The organism is Stenotrophomonas sp. FBCC-B152 (assembly GCF_059134105.1).
The window spans coordinates 1,390,093-1,408,290 of record NZ_CP101442.1 but is presented as its reverse complement, the minus strand read 5'-3'; the positions used below and the strand labels follow the sequence as shown (position 1 = coordinate 1,408,290).

General features: G+C 67.5%; 15 protein-coding genes. 1 reads left to right on the top strand and 14 read right to left on the bottom strand.

All coding sequences use genetic code 11. The annotated features are described in order from the left end of the window. Positions 1 to 206 precede the first annotated feature (206 nt). Entirely contained in the window at positions 207 to 3,287 is a 3,081-nt protein-coding gene (locus NMB40_RS06800; protein ID WP_494360540.1) for a TonB-dependent receptor, read from the top strand. Positions 3,288 to 3,916: 629 nt separating this feature from the next. Here the strand turns inward: NMB40_RS06800 and NMB40_RS06795 are convergent. From NMB40_RS06795 to hisS, 14 genes are all read right to left on the bottom strand, one after another. Beyond that, positions 3,917 to 4,654 carry a copper homeostasis protein CutC gene (locus NMB40_RS06795; protein WP_494360539.1) on the bottom strand — a complete coding sequence of 246 codons (738 nt, stop codon included), beginning with the start codon at positions 4,652 to 4,654 and terminating at the stop codon, positions 3,917 to 3,919. A gap of 2 nt (positions 4,655 to 4,656) precedes the next feature. Continuing rightward, complete coding sequence (locus NMB40_RS06790) at positions 4,657 to 5,655, bottom strand: glycosylasparaginase (RefSeq protein WP_494360538.1); 999 nt, start codon at positions 5,653 to 5,655, stop codon at positions 4,657 to 4,659. A 23-nt stretch (positions 5,656 to 5,678) separates the two neighbouring features. Then, positions 5,679 to 6,638 (bottom strand): glucokinase, encoded by a 960-nt coding sequence (locus NMB40_RS06785; RefSeq protein ID WP_494361050.1) that lies wholly within the window; start codon positions 6,636 to 6,638, stop codon positions 5,679 to 5,681. A 224-nt stretch (positions 6,639 to 6,862) separates the two neighbouring features. Then, positions 6,863 to 8,461, bottom strand: coding sequence for a calcineurin-like phosphoesterase C-terminal domain-containing protein (locus NMB40_RS06780; RefSeq protein WP_494360537.1), 1,599 nt, complete (start codon positions 8,459 to 8,461; stop codon positions 6,863 to 6,865). Positions 8,462 to 8,550: 89 nt separating this feature from the next. Continuing rightward, complete coding sequence (gene hisIE, locus NMB40_RS06775) at positions 8,551 to 9,174, bottom strand: bifunctional phosphoribosyl-AMP cyclohydrolase/phosphoribosyl-ATP diphosphatase HisIE (protein WP_494360536.1); 624 nt, start codon at positions 9,172 to 9,174, stop codon at positions 8,551 to 8,553. After that, positions 9,164 to 9,940 carry an imidazole glycerol phosphate synthase subunit HisF gene (gene hisF, locus NMB40_RS06770; RefSeq protein WP_093534485.1) on the bottom strand — a complete coding sequence of 259 codons (777 nt, stop codon included), beginning with the start codon at positions 9,938 to 9,940 and terminating at the stop codon, positions 9,164 to 9,166. The genes hisIE and hisF overlap by 11 nt, the downstream gene beginning before the upstream one ends. Further along, the gene (hisA, locus tag NMB40_RS06765) at positions 9,934 to 10,668 is read right to left on the bottom strand and encodes a 1-(5-phosphoribosyl)-5-[(5-phosphoribosylamino)methylideneamino]imidazole-4-carboxamide isomerase (RefSeq protein ID WP_494360535.1); all 735 of its coding nucleotides are present in this window, start codon (positions 10,666 to 10,668) and stop codon (positions 9,934 to 9,936) included. Before hisA ends, hisF begins: the two co-directional genes overlap by 7 nt. Next, the gene (hisH, locus tag NMB40_RS06760; protein WP_494360534.1) at positions 10,665 to 11,267 is read right to left on the bottom strand and encodes an imidazole glycerol phosphate synthase subunit HisH; all 603 of its coding nucleotides are present in this window, start codon (positions 11,265 to 11,267) and stop codon (positions 10,665 to 10,667) included. The genes hisA and hisH overlap by 4 nt, the downstream gene beginning before the upstream one ends. Continuing rightward, positions 11,264 to 12,337 carry a bifunctional histidinol-phosphatase/imidazoleglycerol-phosphate dehydratase HisB gene (gene hisB, locus NMB40_RS06755; protein WP_282248003.1) on the bottom strand — a complete coding sequence of 358 codons (1,074 nt, stop codon included), beginning with the start codon at positions 12,335 to 12,337 and terminating at the stop codon, positions 11,264 to 11,266. The genes hisH and hisB overlap by 4 nt, the downstream gene beginning before the upstream one ends. Beyond that, the gene (gene hisC, locus NMB40_RS06750) at positions 12,334 to 13,422 is read right to left on the bottom strand and encodes a histidinol-phosphate transaminase (protein ID WP_494360533.1); all 1,089 of its coding nucleotides are present in this window, start codon (positions 13,420 to 13,422) and stop codon (positions 12,334 to 12,336) included. The genes hisB and hisC overlap by 4 nt, the downstream gene beginning before the upstream one ends. Next, positions 13,419 to 14,714 (bottom strand): histidinol dehydrogenase, encoded by a 1,296-nt coding sequence (hisD, locus tag NMB40_RS06745; protein WP_494360532.1) that lies wholly within the window; start codon positions 14,712 to 14,714, stop codon positions 13,419 to 13,421. The genes hisC and hisD overlap by 4 nt, the downstream gene beginning before the upstream one ends. Beyond that, entirely contained in the window at positions 14,711 to 15,622 is a 912-nt protein-coding gene (gene hisG / locus NMB40_RS06740; RefSeq protein WP_282248000.1) for an ATP phosphoribosyltransferase, read from the bottom strand. The genes hisD and hisG overlap by 4 nt, the downstream gene beginning before the upstream one ends. 11 nt (positions 15,623 to 15,633) lie before the next feature. Beyond that, positions 15,634 to 15,960, bottom strand: coding sequence for a YerC/YecD family TrpR-related protein (locus NMB40_RS06735; RefSeq protein WP_282247999.1), 327 nt, complete (start codon positions 15,958 to 15,960; stop codon positions 15,634 to 15,636). 806 nt (positions 15,961 to 16,766) lie between these two features. Continuing rightward, positions 16,767 to 18,164, bottom strand: coding sequence for a histidine--tRNA ligase (gene hisS / locus NMB40_RS06730; RefSeq protein ID WP_494360531.1), 1,398 nt, complete (start codon positions 18,162 to 18,164; stop codon positions 16,767 to 16,769). Positions 18,165 to 18,198: the final 34 nt, after the last annotated feature.

The following is an 18,198-nucleotide window of genomic DNA, read 5'->3' as shown; positions in this document are numbered from 1 at the left end:
CCCCGTCCATATTGCGCAGCAGCATGCTTCCCGCGCCCGGCCGTGTTAAAAATTCGCCGCCAACGGTTTAGATCGATCCAACTCCAAACCGTCACACAACCGGCCACGGCGGGCGTGGGACACACAGAACCCACGCCGATTCGGCCTCCGAATTTAGATCGATTCAACGTGTCAGCCATACGTTTCAATCCAAGGGAGAGAGTGGAATGAACCAGATGTCCCGCAAACACGGCCGCGACGCGTTGTCGGCCGCCATCACCTTCGCATTGGCCGCCGCCGCTTTCGTGCCGGCCGCCGCGTTCGCCCAGCAGGCGGCCACCCCGTCCGAGGCCCCCTCGGCGACCACGCTCGACAGCGTGCAGGTCACCGGCTACCGCTACGCGATCGAAAAGAGCCTGCAGCAGAAGCGCGACGCCAACGCCGTGGTCGAAGTGATCACCGCCGAAGACGTGGGCAAGTTCCCCGACAAGAACGTCGCCGATTCGCTGCAGCGCGTGCCGGGCGTGGTGATCACCCGTGACGGCGGCGAAGGCAAGAGCGTAAGCGTGCGCGGCCTGGACCCGGACCTGACCCTGACCCAGTTGAACGGCAACTACATCGCCACCTCGGAAACCAACGACGAGGCGAGCCGTTCGTTCAACTACACCCTGCTTCCGTCGAACATGCTGTCCAGCGCCGAGCTGTTCAAGTCGCCGGAAGCGCGCATCGACGAAGGCGGCATCGGCGGCACGGTCATCCTGCACACCCGCCGCCCGCTGGAGATGGAAGCCAATTCCGGCTACGTGACCCTGGAAGGCACTTCCTCGGACACCAGCCACGACGTGGATCCGCAGGCATCGGCGCTGTACTCGTGGCACAGCGAGGACGAGCGCTTCGGCGTGCTGGTCGGCGTGACCCAGCAGAAGCGCACCAGCCGCACCATGGAAGCCACCACCGAGAACTACCAGTGGTACGGCACCGACACCACCGCCCGTGATGTCAACGGCAACCCGATGAACCAGGGCGGCGTGAACTACTGGTGGGGCAACTCCGGTTTCAACGACCAGAACGGCCGCAACTACACCGATTTCTTCATGCCCACCTCGGTGAACTTCGCGGTGAAGGAAGAAGAACGCGAGCGCAAGGGTGGCCAGTTCACCTTCCAGTTCAAGCCGACCGACAACGTCACGCTGACCGCGAACTACTTCCGCTTCGAGCTGGAGGGTGATTACACCCAGAACATGCTGAAGATTCCGGAATGGAACATGGCGCGCTACAACCAGGACGGCAACTGGGCCGGTGGCCGCCTGTTGAACGGCCTGACCATGGACCCGAGCGGCAGCATCGTCACCGGCGCGCAGTTCGAGAAGATTCCCGGCAAGGCGTACTACTGCAGCGAAGACGAGGCCGCAGCGGCCGGCCTGCCGCCGGGTGGCTGGGGTCCGGACGACTGCACCATCCCCACCCCGCAGCTGACCGGCGGCTACAGCCGCGAAAAGGCGCTGTCGCAGACGGCCGACCTGAGCATCGACTGGGACATCAGCCCGCTGTGGAAGGCGTCCTTCGGCGGCGGCCGCACGTGGTCTGAAGGCGGCCCGTCGATGAACTTCCGCATGTCGGCCAAGCCGCGCCGCCGCGTGGATGGCGTGTGGGAGACCGGCAACCAGTACTCGGCATGGGACCTGACCGGCACCCCGTCGGCCACGTTCTCGCCCGACCTGCAGCAGCAGCTGATGAACGGCATCGCGGAAGTGGACACCGGCTCGACCGATTCGTCCTGGATGCAGACCGAGGTCAAGCAGAACCACTTCCAGGCCGACTTCACCAAGCTGTTTGAAACCGGCTGGCTGGATTCGTTCCAGTTCGGCGCCAAGTACAGCGATGGCAAGGTCCACCGCAATACGGGCAACACGTACTGGGTCTGCCAGGGCACCGATCCGGCCGACTACGACAACAACCGCTACCAGGCGGGCTGTGACAACACGGCGGGCATCGCGCAGCCGGGCTTCTTCCTGTCCAATCCGATCACCGGCATCCGTGGTGGTTTCGACGCCAACGTGTTCCCGGGCATCGATTACCCGGCGTACATCAACTACCTCAACGATCGCTACGGCGGTTCGCACAACCGCACCGAAGACGACTTCGTCTACAACGTGAACGAGAAGGTCTACGCCGGTTACTTCCAGGCCAACTTCCGTACCGAGCGCCTGCGCGGTAACGTGGGCGTGCGCGTGGTGCGTACCGAGCAGTTCGCGCAGTCCAGCGATTCGATCGAGCGCTTCAACGATTACTTCCTGGACAACGCCTCGGGCGCGCCGATGTCGTGCAACGACCCGGCGGCAGCGGCATTCCCGAACTACGGCTGCGAGAGTGGCTTCGTGCGCCTGCCGGACAGCCTGGCACGCCAGAAGTCGTTCGAGCTGATCGGCACGGACAAGACCTATACCGACTTCCTGCCGAGCTTCAACATCGCCTGGGACATCACCGACAACCTGGTGCTGCGTGGTGCGGCGTCGAAGGTCATTGCCCGCCCGAGCTACACCAGCATCGCGGCACCGGGCGCGCTGAGCTACTACAGCGCCGAGTACGTGAATGACCGCCGCGTGGCCGGTGGTGCGCCGCAGGAAGGCTGGCAGGGCCACGGCAGCAACAAGGACCTGGAGCCGTTCGAGGCGACGCAGTTCGACGTGGGCCTGGAGTGGTACTTCCAGCCGGGCGCGGTGGCGGGTATCGGCCTGTTCCGCAAGAACGTGGACAACTTCACGGTGCCGGTGGTGCGTGACGTGCAGATGGTGGTCGGCGGCGAGTCGGTCACGGTGCAGGATTACGAGACGCAGGCCAACGGTCGCGATGGCGTGTCGCAGGGTGTGGAGCTGTACGGTCAGTACACGTTCGACATGGGCTTCGGTGTGCAGGCGAACTACACCTACAACGACACCAACCTGGCCTCGATCGTGCTCGACGGTGAAAGCATCGGTTCGTCGCCGCTGGTCGGCAGCGCCAAGAACCAGGCCAACGTGACGGTGTTCTACGAGAACGAGAAGTTCCTGGCGCGCGCGTCGTACAACCGCCGCGGCGAAGTGGTCGGCGGCCTGAACGGCGGCATGACCGAGTACACCGAGCCGTATGCACAGCTCGATCTGAACGTGGCCTACAACTTCACCGATGCGCTGACCTTCACCGCCTCTGTGTTGAATGCCACCAAGGAAGAGCAGCGCGTCCACCTGGGCAACGATACCGATGCCCGCCTGATCTCCAGCCTGTACTCGGGCCGCCAGCTGTACTTCGGCGCTACCTACAAGTTCTAAGCGTCAACCCTACCCCGCCTTCGGGCGGGGGAAACGCTCCTCCACGGCAACCGCGCTTTCATAGGCGGTTGTCGTTTTTTTTGGGTTTGGTAGGTACCGACCGTTGGTCGGTACGCAACGCAAAAGCCACCATTTGCCGATCCTTCGTGCAGGGCCGGCGGGTGTGGGGGTACGGGGGGCGCCGTAAATACATCCGTGTAGGCTCTTGCGAAACATCCATGTTTCGCAAAGCCCCCGTACCCCCACACCCGCCGACCCTCTGACAGTGTGTTGGTGGCCAAGGGAGATCAAATTCGGCTTCGATCATTCTCATGCGCTATCGGGCGCGGTGTATTTCACGGCAGTCGTTTGGGAACCGACCCTACCGGTGGCGTGCACGCCGCATTGGCCCGATTCAACCGCAATGCGCGATTGCCCATGCGTAGAGCCACGCCCTGCGTGGCTGCTTTTCCCAACCGCGCACGCAATCCGTCGGGGAGGCAGGCGGGCAGCCCCTGTAGGGACTGTCAAAAACATGGATGTTTTTGCCAAGCCCCCATGGATGGGTTTACGGCGTGTCCCGTAAGGGGCTGCCCGACTGCCTCCCTGCTCGTAGCATTGGAGACGCTGCTGTTGCTGTTGCTGTTGCCTTACGAGACGAAACCGTCCATCGCAGCGCGCAACCCAGCCACGGTGTTGGCATCCGTCTGCGTCCAGTCGTTGTCCAGGCCACGTAGGTCGGCATTGCGATAACGCATGCCCGAGGCGCGTACCGCCTTGGCCGACGCATGCAGTTCGCGGCACCCGGTCGTTGTGGCGATGCTGGCGATGTTGCCCGGCCCGATACCTGCGCCAGCCATCACCGACAGGCGATCGCCTGCCTGCGCGACCAGCCTGGCCAGCATGTCACTGCCCGCTTCCGCGCTGGCCTTGCCACCGGAACTCAGCACCCGCTGGCAGCCCAGTGCGATCACCTGCTCCAACGCCGCCGGCAGATCGCGTGCGGCGTCGAAGGCGCGGTGGAAGGTGATGCCCATGGGGCCGGCGGCCGCGATCAGCTCGCGGCACAGCGTGGTGTCGATGTCGCCGTCCGCGTCCAGTGCGCCGATCACCACGCCGTCGCAGCCCAGCTGCCGGCACTGCGCGATGTCACGCAGCATGATGTCGGTTTCCAGGGCGTCGTAGCGGAAGTCGCCCGGGCGCGGGCGGATCAGCACGAACAGCGGAATCCGCAAGCGGTCCCTCGCCACTGCGATGCTGCCGTGGGAGGGCGTGGTGCCACCCTCGGCCAGGTTGTCGAAGAGCTCGATGCGGTCAGCACCGCCCTGCTGCGCCGCCAGGGCCGATGCAACGGAGTTCGACGCGATCTCAAGGGTGCGCCGCTGCATGCTCAGGTCTGCTCGCTGGTGTACACCGAGGCCGAATCGCGCAGGTCTTCCTGGCGGTCCTTGTCGCATACTGCGTAGACAAAACCGCGATGCAGCGCGTACGCGCCGACCTCGCCATTGCGGTCCAGGGCCAGGAAACAGACCTGCAGCGTCTTGCTGGCTTCGGGGCGCTTGCGTACCACCCGTGCGATGGCTTCGCGGCAGGCTTCTGCCGGCGAGCGGCCCTGGCGCATCAGTTCCACCACCAGGAACGACGCCGCGTTGCGGATCATTTCCTCGCCCACGCCCGATGCGGTTGCCGCGCCTACCTCGTTGTCCACGTACAGGCCGGCACCGATGATCGGGCTGTCACCTACCCGCCCATGCAGCTTCCACGCCATGCCGCTGGTGGTGCAGGCACCGGCCAGCTGGCCCTGCGTGTCCATGGCGAGGATACCCAGCGTGTCATGGTTGCTGCTGTCGCCCGGCCGCGTGCGCCGTTCGGCGTTGATCTCGGGGGTGTACTGCGCGGTCTTCAACCATTCGCGCCAGGCCTTTTCGGCCGCCGGCGTGAGCAGTTTTTCGCGCTTGAAGCCCTGCTGCACCGCGAACTGCTGAGCGCCCTCGCCCACCAGCATCACGTGCGGGGTCTGCTCCATCACTTTGCGGGCAACCGATACCGGGTGCAGGATCTCGCTCAGCGCCGCCACCGAACCACAGCGGCCGTCGCCGGCCATGATGCTGGCATCCAGGCTCAGCACGCCGTCGCGGTCGGGGTTGCCGCAGCGCCCCACCGTGGGATTGCACAGCTCGCTTTCCGCCCAGCGCGCCCCGGTTTCCACCGCGTCCAGCGCACTGCCGCCGGTGGACAATACCTTCCACGCGGCCTGGTTGGCCCCTACGCCGAAATCCCAGGTGGAGACCACGCGCGCGCGTCCGCTGGCCTGGGCCTGCACGCGCGGAAATGCCATGACACCTGCGGCCAATGCACCGGCCTGGAGGAATTGCCTGCGATCAGTCACTCGTTGCTCTCCCTACGCCATGCTCATGCGGCCGCGCAGCGGTGTTCGGCATGCCAGACGGCTGCGCCGACCACGCCGAGTTCGCCGTGCTCTACCCGCCATACCGGCACCTGCTCCAGCACCCGGCGCATCACGCCTTTTGCCAGGAAACGGGTGCGGAAGTGGCCGTCGTCCAGGAAGCGCGCCACGTGGCTGGAGATGCCGCCGGCCAGGTACACCGAGCGCGCCCCGAAGGTCACCGCCAAGTCACCGGCCAGGCTGCCCAGCCAGCCGCAGAATACGTCCATCGTCTCCACCGCCAGCGCGTCGTCGCCCGCATGCGCGGCGGCGATCAATGCTTCCGGCGTGGTCCACTGTGGTTCCACCCCGCGGATGCCGCACAGGCACGGGTACAGGTTCATCAGGCCGCTGCCGGACAGGATGCGCTCGTTGTCCACGTGCTCCCAGCGTTCCAGCATCTGCTGCAGCACCTGCAGTTCCAGTGCGTTGCCCGCGCCGAGCGCGGCATGCCCAGCCTCGCTGGCAAGCACGGCGCGTGCACCGGCTTCGAAACGCAGTGCGCCACCCAGCCCCGTGCCCGGGCCCAGCACCAAGGCCGGCCAGCGGCTGCCGTCGGCCGGTTCGCCATTCAATGCCACCAGGGTTTCCGGTGCCACGTGCGGAATCGCATAGGCAACGGCTTCGAAATCGTTGATCAGGTCGAGCGTGGCGAGCCCGGCATCGCGCCGCGTGGCCGCCACGGAGACCGGCCACGGCAGGTTGGTGTTGACCAGATGGTCGCCTTCCAGCAATCCGGCAATAGCCACCACGGCGGTGGCCGGCGCCAGGTGCTGCGAGGCCCGGAACGCGGCGAGGATGGCGGCCAGGCTGGGGAATTCGGCGCAGGCAAAGCGACGCAGGTTGCGGATGCGTGGCGCCTGGCCGGGCACCACGTCGGCCAGCGCCAGCCGCGCATAGGTGCCGCCGACATCGGCGACGATCAACGTGTCGCCTTGGGAACCCGGGCGCGGGTGGACCGGATGCGCGTCCGGGAACGCGGTTACAACGCTCACGCGCAGGCCTTGGGTGGATTCGATGTCATTGCCGGGATTTTCGGTGATCGTGTTGGCTTTGCAAAGCTGCGGTTTGCCATACTTTGGCGTATTGCAGAATGCGTCCTGGAGCGGGACCGCCTGGTTGCCAGGCAGGGCCTGGCACTACGGGACCCTTACGGGTTGGCCACCTGGAGGCGGTAGGTGGTGCTGGCCGTTGCCGTTGGGCCGTCTGCGTGGACGGCGCGGACTTCCACCTTGTGGGCACCGGCGGACAGATCGGTCGGCAGCGCGCCGCGCCAGAGGTGCGGTGAAGGCGTGGCTTCGGGCGAGCGGTCGAAACCGCGCAGGCGTTCGGCGGTGTCGTCGGCGACGTTTTCGACCATCAGGCGCGGGTCCAGCTGCTCGACGCGCTTCATGCTCTGCCATGCGCCATCGTCGACGCGGTACTCCACCAGCGTGTCGGCCTGGCCCATGAACACGTTGGCGTACACGCCCCACGCCGGGTAGGCGCCCTTGCGCAGCACCTTGGGTGCGTGCAGGGCGATCTGGTAGTCATCCGGGGCGCGCGCCACGTAGTAGCGCAGGCCGTATTCGCCGCCGGGCTTCACCGACAGCACCGCGTACCCGTTCGGAGTGCCATCGCTCATGGTGGCATCGGGAATGCCGCTGCTGTCTTTCACGCCCGACCAGAACGCACCGCAGGCCGCGCCCACGTTGTACTCATGCAGCGGCTTGCTGCCCTGCCAGCCCTCGGCCGCGCCGTGGTAGTAGTGCTGCTGGGTGTGGCTGTGCCCGCTGAGCACCAGCACGTTCGGGAAATCCTTGAGCAGTGCGAACAGGCGCGTGCGGTCGGCGTGGCGGAAGGTCTCGCGGCCGGGCGCGGCATCGAACAGCGGAATGTGCATGCCCAGCACCAGCAGGCGGTCGCGCGGCACGCTCTTGAGGTAGTTGGCCAGGAAGGTGAACTGGTCCGGGCGCAGGCCGCCAACGTACTTCGGCTTGGCGGTCGGGTCGTAGACCACGTCGTCCAGGAACACGAAGCTGGCGCCGCCCTCCTCCACCGCGTAGGTATCCGGGCCATAGACCGCGCGCCAGCTGTCCAGCGAATGGCGGTCGTCGCCGGCATCCATGTCCAGGTCGTGGTTGCCCGGCACATGGAACCACGGCACCTGCAGCTGTGCGGTGGCCTTGTTGATCTGCGGGTACAGCGACAGGTCGTCGTTGACGATATCGCCCAGCGTGGTGCCCAGCCGTGCCGGATGCTTGCCGATGATCGGTTCGACGATGGCGCGCTGGTAGTAGCCCACGTCCTGGCGGCTGGCGGTCTGCGAATCGGTGAACACCAGCATCTCGAAGCCGGCGCGTGCGGCGTCGGCGTCCTTGACCGGCTCCAGCGCGAAATCCCAGTTGCGCACATTGCCGCCGGTGGCGGCGATGCCGTCGTACTTCAGCCGCGGCGACCCCTGCGGGGCGTAGTGCCGCCAGTAGCTGGGCATGCCGTTGGCGGCGGCCGGGAAGCGGAATTCGTCGGGCTTGATCACGAACACGGTCTGGCCATCGCGGACCGGCAGGCTGTAGCTGCCATCGGCGGCGGTGCGCACGATCTGCTCACCGTTGGAGACCTGCACCCCCGCCAGCGCCGGGTCGGTCGGACCGCGGCCGGGCTTGCCGTCGCGCTCCTGGTAGACCTTGCCGGTCACGGTGGCCTCGCTGGCCCAGGCAGGTGCGGACATCAACAGCAGGCAGGCCAGCCAGGCAGCAGTGCGGGTCATCGAGGCGTTCCGTTGGAGGTGGGCGATTGTAAAGCCGCACATGATCGCCTGTGGCCCGTTTCAACGACGTTAAATGGCGCGCCGTCCGCTCAACCGGCGTGGCGGGCCACCAGCACCCCCACCGCGTCCTGCAGCGACAGCCCACGGGCGCGCAGGAGCAAGGTGAGGTGGAACAGCAGGTCGGCCGATTCGCCGAGCAAGGCCCCATCGTCCTGCACCACACCAGCCAGTGCCGTCTCCACGCCCTCTTCGCCCACCTTCTGCGCGATCCGGCGCAGGCCCTGCTCGAACAGGCTGGTGGTGTAGCTGTTGGCCGGGCGCTGCTGTTCGCGTTCGCGCACCAGCGCGTCGAGACGACCGAGGAAATTGCCCGGCGCCTGGGCGAAGCAGCTTTCGCTGCCGGTATGGCAGGTCGGGCCGGCCGGGCGCGCGCTCACCAGCAGGGTGTCGCGGTCGCAGTCGACGCGCACGGCGACCACCGCCAGCACGTTGCCGGACGATTCGCCCTTGGTCCACAGCCGCTGCCTGCTGCGGCTGTAGAAGGTCATCTGCCCGGTTTCCAGGGTCAGCGCCAGCGATTCGGCGTTGGCATACCCCAGCATCAGCACCGCAAGCGTGTCGGCGTCCTGCACCACCACCGGCAACAGCCCATCGCCCTTGGCCCAGTCCAGCTGTTCCAGCGACTCACGGGACGGCAATACTTCAATAGACATCACGAACCTCGATCTGCTGCTCGCGCAGGAACTGCTTGAGCGCGGGAATGGCAATGGCGCCACTGTGGAACACGCTGGCGGCCAAGGCGCCGTCAACATCGGCCTGGTCGAACACATCGGCGAAGTGCTGCATGTCGCCGGCACCGCCGGAAGCGATCAGCGGCACGCTGCACAGCGCCCGCGCCTGGCGCAGCTGGGCCACGTCGTAGCCGCGGCGCACGCCGTCGCTGTCCATGCAGTTGAGCACGATCTCGCCGGCGCCACGGCGCTGGGCTTCCACCAGCCAGTCCAGCGTCCGCACCGGCACCGCCTGGGTCTTGTCGGGGTCACCGCTGAAGCGGCGCACACGCCACTCGCCATCGGGCTCGCGCACCGAATCGATGCCGACCACCACGCACTGCACGCCGAAGGCATCGGCCAGCTCTTCGATCAGCGCGGGGCGGCCCAGTGCGGGCGAGTTGATCGAGATCTTGTCCGCGCCGGCGTACAGCACGCGACGGGCGGTCTCCACGTCGCTGATGCCGCCCGCCACGCAGAACGGAATGTCGATCAGCCGCGCGATGCGCTCGATCCAGCCCACGTCCACCGCGCGCCCTTCCGGGCTGGCGCCGATGTCGTAGAACACCAGCTCGTCGGCGCCCTGGTCACGGTAGCGCAGCGCCAGTTCGGCAATGTCGCCCATGTCCACGTGGTCGCGGAAGCGCACGCCCTTGACGACGCGGCCATCGCGTACGTCCAGGCACGGAATCAGCCGGCGGCTCAACATGCAAGCGCCTCCTGCAGGGTCATGCGGCCTTCCAGCAGCGCCTTGCCCAGGATCGCCCCGCCGCAGCCGACGGCCTTGGCTTCGGCGACGTCAGCGGCGCTGCGCACCCCGCCGGAGGCCTGCACCGCGACACCGGGGAGCAGCGCGGACAGGTGCCGGTACAGGTCGATGTTGGGGCCGGACAACATGCCGTCGCGGGCGATATCGGTGCACAACAGGTGGCGCATGCCGGCCTGCGCATAGCGCTGGGCCAGCACGTCCAGGGTAACGTCGGCGGTTTCGGTCCAGCCATGTACCGGCAGCAGCCAGCGGCCGTCGTCGGCCTGGCGCGCGTCGAGGGCAATGGTGAGGCGTTCGGCGCCGAACTCCTGCAGCCAGCCGATCACGGTGTCCGGCTCGCGTACCGACACCGAGCCCACCACCACGCGCGCCGCGCCGGCGTCCAGCAGCCGCGCCACGTCGTCGCGGCGACGGATGCCGCCACCGGTCTGCACGCTCAGGCCGCTTTCGCGGGCAATCGCGCTGAGCAGCGGGGCCAGGGTGTAGCCACCGGCACGCGCGGCGTCCAGGTCGACCAGGTGCATCCAGCGTGCGCCGGCTGCGGCGAAGGCGTTCGCGCGTGGCAGCGGATCGTCGCCGTAGGTGGTCTGCTGGGCGTAGTCGCCCTGCAGCAGGCGCACTACGCGCCCCTCGCGGATGTCCAGCGCGGGATAGACGGTGAAACTCATGCGGGTTCGTTCTCGAGGAAGTTGCGCAGGATCCGCGCGCCGGTGGCGGCGGAACGCTCGGGGTGGAACTGCGCGCCGCTGTGGCCGCCGCGCTGCACCACCGCCGCGAACAGGCCGCCGTGGTCGCAGGCGGCCACGGTGTGTTCGTTCAAGGGGGCGGCATAGCTGTGCACGAAGTAGGCGCTGGCGCGGTCGGCCACGCCGTCCATCAACGCGGCCTGGCGCAGCGGGAGCAGCCGGTTCCAGCCCATGTGCGGGACGCGGATGCCGGTGGCCGGGTGCAGGTGGCGGACCACGCCGGGCAGCAGGCCCAAGCATTCCACGTTGCCCTCTTCGGAGTGTTCGAACAGCAGTTGCATGCCCAGGCAGATGCCCAGCAGCGGCACCTGCAGCTCACGCAACGGCTGCACCAGGTCCTGCGCATGCAGGCGGGCCATGCCGTGTGGGGCAGCGCCCACCCCCGGCAGGATCACCCGCGATGCGCCACGCAGGCCCGCCGCATCGCGCACCAGCTGCACGCGCGCACCCAGCCGTTCCAGTGCGTAGCGCACCGAGCCGAGATTGGCGCCGCCGGCATCGATGAGGGCAACGTCGGTCACAGCGCCCCCTTGGTGCTGGGCAGCGCGGTGCCCTGGCGCGGCAGGGCCTGGCGCAGTGCGCGGGCCAGGGCCTTGAAGCAGGCTTCGACCTTGTGGTGGTCGTTGTCGCCGCGCACGCTCAGGTGCAGGTTCAGGCCAGAGGCATCGCACAGCGAGCGGAAGAAGTGCGGCACCAGCTCGGTCGGCATGTCGCCCACGCGCTCGCGCTTGAACTCGCCTTCGAACACGAAGTACGGGCGGCCGCTGAAGTCCAGCGCGGCGCTGGCCAGGGTCTCGTCCATCGGCAGGGTGAAGCCGTAGCGGCCGATCCCGCGCTTGTCGCCCAGCGCTTCGCGCAGGGCTTGGCCCAGCGCCAGGCCGGTGTCTTCGATGGTGTGGTGTTCGTCGATGTGCAGGTCGCCTTCGGCCTGCACGCTGAGCGCGAAGCCGCCGTGCTTGCCGATCTGCTCCAGCATGTGGTCGAAGAACGGCAGCCCGGTGTGGGTCTGCGGTTCGGCGCTGCGGTCCAGGTCGACCTCGACGCGGATGCGGGTTTCCCTGGTGTTGCGCTGCACGGTCGCGCGGCGTGGCGCATCGGCCAGTTCATGGGCGATGCCGTTCCAGTCCCACTCGCCGCCGAACTGGTCGGTGCGCAGCTGGAAGCCGCGGATGTTCATGTTCTGCGCGAACTGGATGTCGGTCGGGCGGTCGCCGACCATGCCCGAGCGCGCCCAGTCGATGCTGCGGTCCTGCAGGTACGGCAGCATCATGCCGATTCCCGGCTTGCGCGTGGGCGCGTTGTCGTGCGGCCAGGTGCCGTCGATGAGCACGTCACGGAAGACGATGCCCTGGCTGGCGAAGATCTGCAGCATCAGGTCGTTGGGGCCATCGAAGGACGCCTGCGGGTAGCCTTCGCTGCCCAGCCCATCCTGGTTGCTGACAATCACGAACTGGTAGCCGGCATCACGCAGCTTGAGCATCGCCGGGATCACATCGCGCACGAAGCGGATCTTCTCGTACGCGTCGATCTGGAAGTCGGCGGGCTCTTCGATCAGGGTGCCGTCGCGGTCGACGAACAGGATGGGGGTCATGCGGCGGCCCTCCGGGCGCTGAGTACCTGGAGCACGCGGTCGTTCTCCTCCGGGCTGCCAATGGTGATGCGCAGCGCATCGTGCAGTTGCGGGGCAGTGCGCTGGTCGCGCACCACCACGCCAGCGGCGAGCAGCGCGTCGAACGCGGCCTGGGCGTCGCTGAAGCGGACCAGCAGGTAATTGCCCTGCGAGGGGTAGACGCGGACCACGCCGGGTGCCTGCTGCAGGGCCGCCGCCAGGCGGGTACGCTCGGTCTTGACCTGGGCCACGCGCGACGCGGTGATTTCAAGCGCTGCCGGTTCCAGCGCGGCCAGGGCCAGTGCCGTACACGGCGCGGGCACCGGGTACGGCGCCTGGCAACGCCGCAGCGTCTGGATCAACGCGGGGGCGGCGATCAGGCTGCCGATCCGTGCCGCGGCCAGGGCGTGGGCCTTGGACAGGGTGCGCAGCACCGCCACGTTGTCACGGTGCGCCAGCAAGCTGGTGGCCGACGCCTGCTCGGCGTACTCGCCGTAGGCCTCATCCACCACCACCAGCGCCCTGCCCTGCAGCGCCCGGGCAACGCGTTCGATGTCGTCCAGCGAGATCGTGCTGCCGGCGGGGTTCGACGGCGTGCACAGGAACACCAGCTTGGCGTTACCCGCCAGGGCGGCGGCGATGATGGCGTCGATATCCGCCTCCAGCGCAGTGCCCACATCACGCAGCGGCACTTCCAGCAGCGGTGCATTCTGCAGGCGCGCGCACACCGCGTACATGCCGAACACCGGCGGAGTTACCAGCACGCCATCGCGGCCGGGTTCGCACAGTGCACGCACCAGCAGGTCGATGGCTTCATCACTGCCGCGTCCGATCAGCAGCTGGTCGGGGGAGCAGCCATACAGTGCCGCCAGCCGCGTACGCAGCGCTTCCGGTTGCGGTTCGGGATAGCGGCGGGCAATGCCCTGCGCGTCGGCCGGATTGGTCCACGCGGATTCATTGGCGTTGAGCCACACCTCGCCCACCAGCGCGCTGCTGCGTGCCGAGGAGTACCCGGCGAACGCGCGCAGGTCGCTGCGGACCAGATCGAGCACGGTACCGGCGCTCATGCGGCGGTCTCCATGCGCAGTGCCACCGCGTTCTCATGCGCATCCAGCCCTTCGGCACGCGCCAGCACGCGCGCGCAGTTGCCGATGGCGGCGATGCCCTGCGCGGTGGCGGCCTGCACGCTGATCATGTTCTGGAAGCTGGCCACGCTTACGCCACTGTAAGCGCGCGCGGCACCGGCGGTAGGCAGCACGTGGTTGGTGCCGCTGCAGTAGTCGCCCAGCGCTTCGGGGGTGTAGTCGCCAAGGAACACCGACCCGGCCGCTTCCACCTGCGCCAGCCAGTCGCGCGGTTCGCGCAGCGCCAGGATCAGGTGTTCGGGTGCATAGCGGTTGCTGATCTGGAACGCCTGCACCAGCGAATCGACCAGGATCAGGCGCGAGGACTGCAGCGCCTGCGCGGCGATGTCGGCGCGCGAAAGCTGCGCCAGCTGCGCCTGCACCTGCGCCTCGACCTTCGCCAGCATGCCGGCATCATCGGTGAGCAGCAGCACCTGCGAATCGGGGCCGTGTTCGGCCTGCGAAAGCAGATCAGCGGCGACGAAGGCGGGGTTGGCGCCGGCATCGGCGATCACCAGGACTTCGGACGGGCCGGCCGGCATGTCGATCGCCGCCGCGCCATCCTGGGCGACCTGCTGCTTGGCTTCGGTCACGTAGCTGTTGCCCGGGCCATACAGTTTGTCGCACGCCGGTACGCTGGCGGTGCCATAGGCCATCGCGGCAATGGCCTGCGCGCCGCCCAGCTTGAACACGCGGTGCACGCCGGTCAGCCGCGCGGCCACCAGCACCGCCGGATCGGCGCTGCCATCGCGGCGCGGCGGCGTGCACAGCACCACTTCACGGCAGCCGGCCAGCTGCGCCGGCACGCCGAGCATCAATGCGGTGGACGGCAATGGCGCGCTCCCCGCCGGCACGTACAGGCCCACCCGGCCAATCGGCCGCACCATGCGTTCGCAGCGCACGCCGGGCGCGGTGTCCACCGCATAGCCCTGGCTCATGCCCGCTTTATGGAACAGGCGGATGCGGTCGGCGGCCTCGGTCATCGCCTGGCGCAGCTCGCCCGGTACCGTGCGCTCGGCGGCGGCGAATTCTTCGTCATTCACTTCGAACGAGGCCGGGGCCACGCCATCGAAGCGCAGGCTGATCTCACGCAACGCGGCATCGCCATCGTCGCGCACCGCCGCGATCAACGCGGCCACCGATTCGCGGGTACGCGCGGCCACCGCCTGCACCGGGCGCTGCAGCGCCTGTGCCTGCTCGGCGTCGCTCAACTGGGACCATTGCAGACGATTCATGCCAGCGACCGCTCCACGCTCAACACCATCAACCCCTGGGCGCCTGCGCGCTCCAGCTCTTCCAACCGCTGCCAGGTCAACGCACCGTGGCACATGGTCTGCAAACGCAGGCTGCCGCCATCATCGGGCAGCTGCACCAGCGGGTCGGCATCGGGCAGCAGGCGCGTCAGTTCGGAGACGCGGTCCAGTTCGGCGCGGAACATCAGCAGCTTGCTGTCCTGCAGCTTCACCACGCCGTCAAGGCGGCGCAGCAGCATGGCCATCAGGCCGGCGCGGGCATCGTCGGGGGTCTTCACCGGGCCGGCCAGCACCGCTTCGCTTTCCAGCAGGGTTTCCACCGGCTTGAGCTGGTTGGCGGCCAGGGTGGCACCGCTGGAGACCAGGTCGCAGATGAGGTCGGCGGTGCCGAGTCGGGGCGCGATTTCCACCGAACCGGACAACTCCACCACCTGGGCATCCACGCCGCGCTCGGCCAGCCAGTCGGCCAGGATCGCCGGATAGCTGGTGGCGATGCGCTTGCCGGCCAGCTGCTGCACGCCCTGCCAATCCCATTCCTCGGGCACGGCCAGCATCAGCCGGCACTGGCCGAAGTTCAGCCCGCGCAAGGCTTGGTAGGCATCCGGCAGGCCGATGCGGCGGCGCGCTGCGCCCTGCTCGTCCAGTTCATTGCGGCCGACGATGCCGAAATCGCAGACGCCATCGGCGATCAGGCCGGGGATGTCGTCATCGCGCACCAGCAGCAGGTCCACCGGCAGCGATTCGCCGTAGCAGAACAGCTTGTCGCGGCTCTGCCGCCAGCTCAGCCCACAGGCGGTAAGCAGGCTGCGCGCCGGTTCGGCCAGGCGCCCGCTCTTCTGGATGGCAATACGCAGCCGGTCACGTGCCGGGGCGGTCTGGGTTGCACTCATGGGGGAGGTCTCTACTCGGATTCTGGGGATGCAGGCGTGGCGGTCGCGGCAATGGCGGCGGCATAGCCGCCGTGGCCATGGTCCAGCGAGCGCGCCACGCGCCCGGTGGTGGTCACGCTGACACCGGTCAATTCATGGATTTCGCGATACGGCACGCCCTGCCGCAGCAGCGGCACCACCTTCCAGCGGTCGGACAGCGCCTCCAGCTCGGCCGGGGTGCACAGGTCGCGCAGGAACGCAGTGACCTGCTCGGCGCTGGACAGGCCGGCAAAGGCGCCGGCAAGGCTGTCCAGGTCGGCCTGGGGGTCTTTTTCACGGGGGACAGGGCGGATTTTCATCGTATCAATGTAATAGCGTGCTATTACATTAGCGCAAAAGCGGGCTGAAGCCAAATCCACCTGAGGTCTCTGATCCCTCCGTTCAGGTTCAGGCCTTTGTTCACGCGGGGATCCCGCATCGCGGTCTGTCGCCGGGCGCCGCCCGGCTGGCGATGGATCTGGACGAACAGCCGGCGGCCTTCGCATGGCCTGAACTGGGCCGGCGGGTGCGGGTTTACGGGACACGCCGTAAACCCATCCATGGGGGCTCGTTCGCACCATCCATGGCGCTCTACGGTCCCGCAAACCCGCCCCCGCCGACCCTCGACGGTCTGTTGGTGGCCATGGGAGATCAAAGGCCGGGCTCGATGGTTTTCAGGCGTTACCGGGCGCTGCATTGGCCAGTGCAGTCGTCTGGCGACCGACCCTACCGCTGCCAGCCATAACGCCCGAAGCACAGCGGTAGGGTCGGTCGCCAGACGACTGCCCGGAAACCCTCCACACGCGGTAACGCATGACCCCAAAACGAAGGCGCTTTCGCTTCTCTCCCTGGCCACCAACCACCTGTCGAAGGTGGGACGGGGCGGGTTTGCGGGACCGTAGAGCGCCATGGATGGCGCGAACGAGCTTACATGGATGTACTTGCAGCGTGTCCCGCAAACCCGCACCGTCCCGCCAAACCAGGGATGGGGTGATAACAGGCTTTCCGCACGAATGCATGAAGCACCCGGCAACGCCGGGTGCAGAGTGAAACCAAGCAATTAGACCCCCAAAAACAACAACGGCACCCAAAGGTGCCGTGGTTGCCTGCAGAAGGAAGCGAAGACTCACGCCATCGCGCGCGTCTGCTCCAGCTCCACCTGCAACGCACTCGCCAGCTCATCGCGGGCAACGTCGAACTGCTGCTCGCGCAGCAGATCCTTCACCGCCACCACGCCACGCGCCAGCTCGTCTTCACCAGCCAGCACCACGAAGCGGATGCCTGCCTTGGCCGCGTACTGGAACTGCTTGCCGATCTTCTTCGGCTCCATCTGCACTTCGGCGTTGATGCCGCCCACGCGCAGGCGACGGGCGATATCCAGCGAATCGGCCAGGCCGTTGTCGTCCATCAACGCCACCAGCGCGTGCACGCTGCTGTCTTCGATGCCTGCAATCAGGCCCGCCTCGCGCAGCTGCCAGAACAGGCGGGTCAGGCCGATGGAGATGCCCACGCCCGGCAGCTTGGACTTGCTGTAGTGGCTGGCCAGGTCCTCGTAACGGCCGCCCGAACAGATCGAACCGATCTGCGGATGGTCCGTCAGCGTGGTTTCGTACACCGTGCCGGTGTAGTAATCCAGGCCACGCGCGATCGAGAAGTTCAGGCAGTACGCCGTTTCCGGCACGCCCAGCGCCTTCACCAGCTGCAGCACTTCGCGCAGCTCGGCCACGCCCAGCTTCAGCGTCTCGCTGGCAGCGCCATCGGCCACCAGCGCATCCAGCTGCGCCAGCGCATCGGCATGGCTGCTCGAACGCACCGCCACGAACGCCAGGATCCGGTCCACCTGCTCGGCCGGAATCGCGAAGCCTTCGCCGGTCAGCGTTTCACGCACGTAATCCGGGCCGCGCTTGTCCAGCTTGTCGACCTCGCGCAGCACCGCCATCTGGCGCTCGCCGTCGGCCACGCCCAGGCTTTCGAAGAAACCGCGCATCAGCTTGCGGTTGTTCAGCTGCACCGAGAAATCGCCGATGCGCAGCTCCGCGAACACCGCATGGATGACCGCCAGCACTTCCGCGTCATAACGCGTGCTCAGGCTGTCCTTGCCGATCACGTCGATGTCGCACTGGTAGAACTCGCGGAAACGGCCGCGCTGGGCGCGCTCGCCGCGGTACACCCGCTGCATCTGGTAACGACGGAATGGGAAGGTCAGGTCGTGTTCGTGCTCGGCCACGTAGCGCGCCAGCGGCACCGTCAGGTCGAAGCGCAGCGCCAGCTCCGGCAGGCTCTTGTCACCCGCCTCGGCCGCATTGGCCAGCGCACCGGTCGACTGCACGAAATACACCTGGCGCTCGGTCTCGCCACCGGACTTGGTCAGCAGCACGTCGGACAGCTCGAACACCGGGGTTTCCACCGGCAGGAACCCGAACCGCTCGTAATTGCGGCGGATGACGTCCAGCATGCGCTGGAACGCGATCTGCTCGCGCGGCAGCAATTCCATGATGCCGGGCGGCGTACGGGGCTTGATCACTTGCGGGACTCCTGCGGGGAACTGGGGAAGAGCG

Coding starts and splice junctions, on each gene's coding strand:
- hisB (WP_282248003.1), bottom strand. CDS start 12,337: ATGACCCCCATCCTGTTCGTCGACCGCGACGGCACCCTGATCGAAGAG.
- hisD (WP_494360532.1), bottom strand. CDS start 14,714: ATGAATCGTCTGCAATGGTCCCAGTTGAGCGACGCCGAGCAGGCACAG.
- hisC (WP_494360533.1), bottom strand. CDS start 13,422: ATGAGCGCCGGTACCGTGCTCGATCTGGTCCGCAGCGACCTGCGCGCG.
- NMB40_RS06800 (WP_494360540.1), top strand. CDS start 207: ATGAACCAGATGTCCCGCAAACACGGCCGCGACGCGTTGTCGGCCGCC.
- hisIE (WP_494360536.1), bottom strand. CDS start 9,174: ATGTCTATTGAAGTATTGCCGTCCCGTGAGTCGCTGGAACAGCTGGAC.
- hisA (WP_494360535.1), bottom strand. CDS start 10,668: ATGAGTTTCACCGTCTATCCCGCGCTGGACATCCGCGAGGGGCGCGTA.
- hisG (WP_282248000.1), bottom strand. CDS start 15,622: ATGAGTGCAACCCAGACCGCCCCGGCACGTGACCGGCTGCGTATTGCC.
- hisF (WP_093534485.1), bottom strand. CDS start 9,940: ATGTTGAGCCGCCGGCTGATTCCGTGCCTGGACGTACGCGATGGCCGC.
- NMB40_RS06780 (WP_494360537.1), bottom strand. CDS start 8,461: ATGACCCGCACTGCTGCCTGGCTGGCCTGCCTGCTGTTGATGTCCGCA.
- NMB40_RS06735 (WP_282247999.1), bottom strand. CDS start 15,960: ATGAAAATCCGCCCTGTCCCCCGTGAAAAAGACCCCCAGGCCGACCTG.
- NMB40_RS06795 (WP_494360539.1), bottom strand. CDS start 4,654: ATGCAGCGGCGCACCCTTGAGATCGCGTCGAACTCCGTTGCATCGGCC.